Genomic DNA, 5,870 nt, shown 5'->3' with positions numbered 1-5,870 from the left:
TGCGTACCCCCGCCGCTCTCGCCCTGACGATCCTGACCACCTCACTGACCAGGCGACCTGACCCACTGCCGCCTCCGGTCCTCCTGGCCGGTGCGGAGGAGGACTCCGTCCTGGCCTCCATGATCAGCGCCATCAGTTGGCCGGGGCTCCCCGCCGAGGCGACCGGCTCCAGGGCCTTCCGCTCCGAACTGCGCAACCTTCTGGCGCGCGCCGGAGAGCTCGGCATCACCGCCGACGAGCTGGCCGACCTGGGGCGACGGCTCGACGTCCCCATCTGGGGGCCGGCCGCGCAGCTCCTGCGCACCTGGGATGCGCAGGGCAGGCCCAGCGCCGACAGGAGGGCGCAGACCCGCAAGATGGACACCGCCCGCCTCCAGGACCGGGCCGTGGAATCCCTACGGACGTGGGGCGCCGACGGCGTCACCGTGCCCCGCCCCGTCCCCGACCTCGTCATCGTCGATGACTACCAGGACTGCACGGCCGCCACCGCTCGGCTCCTGACGGCCCTGGCCACCCCGGACCCCGATGGGCACCGGGCGCAGATCGTGGTCGTGGGAGACCCGGACATTGCGGTGGAGACCTTCCGTGGCGGTACGCCCAGCCTGCTGATCGCCGCCGAGGACAACTCGGGGCTGGGGGCCACCCGACTGCGGCTGAGCACCTGCTACCGGGGCGACCCGATGATCGCGATGGCGGTCGCCGACCAGAGCGCCCGCGTCCCGGTGACGGGGACCGCCGCCCACCGGCGGACGACCCTGGCCCCCCGTACTCCGGTATCGCGCATCCTCCAGGCGCCCGACGAGGACCGGGCGGCGGCGCCGGCAGGCGTCGAGGCGATCCTGGCCTCGAGCAGCTGGCAGGAGCGCGCCCACGTCGCCCGCGTGCTGCGGCTCGAGCACGTCCACCACGGAACCCCCTGGTCGCAGATGGCGGTCATCGTCCGGAGTGCCAAAGAGGCTGAGGCTCTCGCCAGGGATCTGCGCAGGAGGGGGGTGCCCCTGGCCTCCCGCACACCCGCGGTACTGCTGCGCGCAGAACCGGCCGCGGCCGCTCTTCTGGATATCGTGCGCGCAGGCCTTCGCGACCAGCTGGGGGATGGAGGCGAACCGCCGCAGCGCGAGGCCGCCATCAACCTGCTCACCAGTCCCCTAGTGGGGCTGACCACCATGGACCTGCGCCGACTGCGTCGCAGACTGCGCCAGGACCATGACGCGGCCCAGCTCGCGACGAGCACTGGCGAGGCGGAGGCATCCGAAGGAACGGACACGCGGACCGGCGCCGACGCTGCGCTCCTGGCCCTGTTGACGGACGCCGATCGGGCTGGCGCCCTCGCCCGCTCCCTGGAGGGGGAGTCCCTCGGCATCCAGGCGGGCCGGCTCTTCACCGCCTCCCGGATCATCGAGGCCCTGCGCACCGCCATGCGCGACACGGTCACCGATGCCCCTCGTGACGTCGAGGCCCTCCTGTGGGCCGCCTGGGATGCCTCCGGCCGGGCGGAGGCGTGGCGCGCCACCGCCCTGCGGCCCTCCGGCGACTCTGCACGCTCGGTCCTGTCCGAGGCTGCAGAGCACGACCTCGACGTCGTCACCACCCTGTTCAAGCGCGCCGAGGTCTGGGCCGAGCGCCACCCGGGCCAGGACGCGAGCGGCTTCCTGGCCGAGCTCGACGCCGAGGTCCTCCCCTCCGACTCAGTGGCCCCTCGGGGCAGGCGCCCCGAGGGCGTCGCCGTCATGACCCCGGCGCGCTGTGCGGGCCAGGAATGGGAATTCGTCGTGGTCACCGGCCTGGAACGCGACCGCTGGCCCGACCTGCGTCTGCGCGACTCGCTGACCCGCACCGGCCTCCTCGTCGACGCCGTCACCGACCGCCTGCCTGTGAGTGCCGACGTTGCAGGAACCGCGGATGACAACGGAGACGACGGAGCCATCGCGGCTGCCCGGGCGCAGGTGCGCGCCGATGAGCGGCGCATGCTCATCATGGCTCTCTCCCGCGCCTCCCGCCGTCTCCTGTTGACCGCCACTGCCGACGCCGAGCACGCTCCCTCACCCTTCCTGATGGAGATCGCTCGGACCACTGGAATCCAACTCGCCGACGATGACGGTGCACCCATCATCACTCCCGACACCGGGGACCTCACCCTGCGCGGCCTGGTGGGGGAGCTGCGCCGTGCTGCCGTCGCCGGGAGTCTGGAGACCGCCGCCCCCGCCGAACGCCAACTCGGCCGGGCGGCCGCCGCGATGCTCGCCGAACTCGCCGACCAGAACGTCCCCGGTGCCGACCCCGCCACCTGGATCGGCGCCGGAGGGCCCACCTCCACCACCCCGCTCGTCGCCGAGGGGCAGCGGATACGGGTCAGCCCCTCCGACGTCGAGGGCCTGTCCGCCTGCCCGCTCAAATGGTTCCTGTCACGCAACGGTGGCTCGGCCCCGGCCGGTGACGCCCAGACCCTGGGCAGCCTCGTTCATGCCGTCGCAGAAAAGGCGGAGAGGGAGCACCTGCGCGGTCCCGCCCTGCGGGAGCTCTTCGAAGAGCGCCTGGGCGACCTCGGCTACCCCGACACCTGGCAGGGCGGCCTGGCCGCTGACCGCGCCCGCGCCATGATCGAGCGCCTCGACGCCTACCTGAAAGACTGCGACGCCCTGGGCATTCGCGCCGACGTCGAGCAGCCCGTCCGAGCCCACCTCGACATTCCGCTGGAGGTGCTCAGCCCAGAGGTGCGCAGCCGGGTGGAGGAACGGGTGCCCGCCTCCGGACCGCGGATCCTGCCCGTGACGATTTCGGGGCGCATCGACAGGCTCGAGCACCTCGGCGAGGCCCCTCAAGACGGCCCGGACGGCGATGAGGAGAACGACGTCGTGCGGGTCATGGACCTCAAGACCGGCCGGCGCGTCCCCAGGGCCGCCCATCGCCACCCTCAGCTCGCGGTATACCAGCTCGCCTTGAGCTCGCAGGGACTCGACGTCATCGGCGGGGCCCTCGTACTCCTGGGCAAGGAGCCCACCAGGCGGTCCGCGGACGGCTACGTCCTGGCCCCTGTGGGCGCCGCCCTCGATCCCAATCCTTACGTGCTGCGCCTGCCCAGTGATGATCTCGATACCGACCTCGTCGACCCGGAACTCGAGGACGAGAGCGGTGGCGGCGCCGCAGATGATGCCGAGGCCCCGGCTGAGTTCCGGCAGGACTACTGGACCGAGGATCTCGTGGCGAGTGCGGCTGTGGCCGGCATGGGGCCCCTGATCGAGGCCCGCACCGGCGAGCAATGCCGCACCTGCATGGTCAAGGACTCCTGTCCCGTTCAGGTCGAGGGAAGGCGAGTCGTCTCATGAGCCCTACCAGCACCGGCGAGCTCACCCCGAAGTCACTGGCCATCGCGCTGGGGATCCACACCCCCACTCAGGAGCAGGCGCGCGTCATCGCCTACCGGCTCAGCCCGCTCCTGGTCGTCGCCGGTGCCGGGTCGGGCAAGACGGCTACGATGGCGCAGCGGGTCGTCTACCTGGTCGCCACCGGACAGGTCCGCCCCGACCAGGTCCTTGGATTGACTTTCACCCGCAAGGCCACCTCCGAGCTGGACCAGCGCGTCGCCTCCCGCCTGTCTGGCCTGGGAGCAGCCGGTCTGCTCCCGACCACAGCGCTGGACGGTGGGGGCATCGGCGATGCGGGCGACCTCGGAGAGCCGATGATCGCCACCTACAACTCCTTCGCCGGCTCACTGGTGCGCGACCACGGCCTGCGTATCGGCGTCGACCCCGACTCCGCCCTCATCACCCAGGCCCGGTCCTGGCAGATCGTCACTTCCCTGATCGAGGCGCGCACGCTCCCTCTGCCCAGCGAGAGCCTCGTTCACAACGCGAACGCGGCCCTGGTCCTGAGCGACGCCCTGAGTCAGAACCTGCTGACCATTGACGAGGCCGCTGAGAACCTGGCCGACCTAAACGAGCAGTTCACGGCCCTGGCCTCCATCAAGGGCTGCAAGACACTGGTCGGCAAGGCGCCGGCCGTCATGGCCGAGTGGGAGGCCCTGCTCGACGTCGTCGCCGAGCTGCAGCGCTACAAGCGCTGCCACGGTCTGCTCGACTTCGGCGACCAGATCGCCCTGGCCTGCACCATCGCCGAGTCCGTCCCCGAGGCGGCCGCCCAGGTAAGAGCACAGTACCCCGCCGTCCTGCTGGACGAGTTCCAGGACACCTCGGTCGCCCAGGTCCGACTCCTGTCCGCGCTCTTCGCCGACTCCGGGGTGACCGCCGTCGGCGACCCGCATCAGGCCATCTACGGGTGGCGCGGGGCGAGCGCCGGAGCGCTGGACACCTTCCACCAGCGCTTCAATCCCACCGGAACCGCCCGCCTCGCCTCCGGGGAACCGCCGGCCGACGCCGCCCCCGTCCTGGAGCTGTCGACCTCCTGGCGCAATGACTCCGCTATCCTCGAGGCAGCTAATGCCGTCTCGGCGCCCCTGCGCTCCGGCGTCATCCAGGACGGGGATCCGGTGGGGGAGCACATCGCCGTCGCGCCCCTGCGGGCCCGGCCCGTCGCCTTCGGCCTGAAGCCGGGCACGGTGCACGGAGCCTTTCTCCAGGATCCCGTCGAGGAGGCCCGTACCGTCGCCGGCTTCCTCGCCGAGCGCTGGTCGCCCAGCGCCGAGATGGCTGTCCTGTGTCGCAGTCGGGCGCAGATGGAGCCCATCGCTGCCGAGCTGGAGACGGCCGGTGTGCCCTACACGATCGTGGGCCTGGGCGGGATGCTGTACGTCCCCGAGGTCGCCGACGTCCGCGCCCTGCTGACCGTCGCCTCCGATCCCGAGCGCGGGGACCGGGTGGTCAGGCTTCTGACCGGTTTCGGCATCGGCGCCGGCGACCTGCGCGCCCTGGCGGCATTGGCCCGCGAGGTTGTCCGCCCGGTCCCGGAGGCGAGCAGGACCGCTACGGAGAGCCGAAGTGCCCAGGACGAGGCCGACTCGCCGCTGATCAGCGAAGCCCTAGACACCCTGCTGCGATGGCACGAGGAGGGGGTGGAGAACCTGGCGACCGCCGTCGAGCTGACGCCGGCGGGGCTCGCCGTCGCCCTGCGCACCGCCCGGGCGATCAGGCGCGTCCGCGAGGCCATCGCCCTGCCCCTTCCCGACCTTGTCGCCCTGGCCGAGCAGGCCCTCGACCTTGACATCGAGATCGCCGCCCGAGTCGGCAACCCGATGGGGCACCGCGCCCTCGACTCCTTCCAGGAGACGGCCCTCGCCTTCGCCACGGACACCGACTCGGCCACGCTCACCGGCTTCCTGGAGTGGCTCGACGCCGCCGAGGAGCACGAGGACGCCATGAGCGCTCCCGAGGTCGACCCCTCGCCCGGGGCGGTCCAGCTCCTCACCGTCCACGCCGCCAAGGGCCTGGAGTGGGATGTCGTCGCCGTGCCCGGCATGGTTGAACAGGTCTTCCCCTCCTACACCAGCAGTGCCAAGGTCGACCTGAGCGTAGTGGAGACGGGGTGGATGGGCAGCACCTTGACCTTCCCGTTCCCCCTGCGGGCCGACGCCGACGACCTGCCTCCCTTCTCCGTCGGTGGTCTCGACCCCGCTGTCACGGACAAGTCCCTTCTGGCTGAGACCATGACCACCTACAAGGAGGCCCTGGGACGCCACAGCCTGCGCGAGGAGCGCCGCCTGGCCTATGTCGCCTTCACTCGGGCCCGCCACGAGCTCCTCCTGACCGGCTCCCACCTGTCCAAGACCGCCTCTAAATCGCGCCCGCCGTCGCGCTTCCTCACCGAGCTCCGACGACGCGACCTGCTCGTCGTCCACGGAGACGGCTGGGTCTACTTCGACGATTCCCGACCGAACCCGCTGGTTGCCCTGAGCCACGTGGGCACCTGGCCCCTGG

2 protein-coding genes are annotated in these 5,870 nt (G+C 71.7%); both read left to right on the top strand.

Annotated features, from left to right (window positions below):
- On the top strand, positions 1 to 3,326 hold a 3,326-nt coding region (locus tag HMPREF0975_RS01575; protein ID WP_009232347.1), incomplete at its 5' end, for a UrvD/REP family ATP-dependent DNA helicase.
- The coding region (locus HMPREF0975_RS01570; protein WP_009232346.1) for an ATP-dependent helicase at positions 3,323 to 5,870 on the top strand (2,548 nt) is incomplete at its 3' end. The genes HMPREF0975_RS01575 and HMPREF0975_RS01570, both read left to right, overlap by 4 nt.

Origin of the sequence: Actinomyces sp. oral taxon 849 str. F0330, assembly GCF_000239715.1 — a bacterium.
GTDB classification, from domain to species: Bacteria; Actinomycetota; Actinomycetes; order Actinomycetales; family Actinomycetaceae; genus Actinomyces; species Actinomyces johnsonii.
Note: the sequence above shows the minus strand (reverse complement) of the source record. Positions and strands in the feature narration are given on the sequence as shown.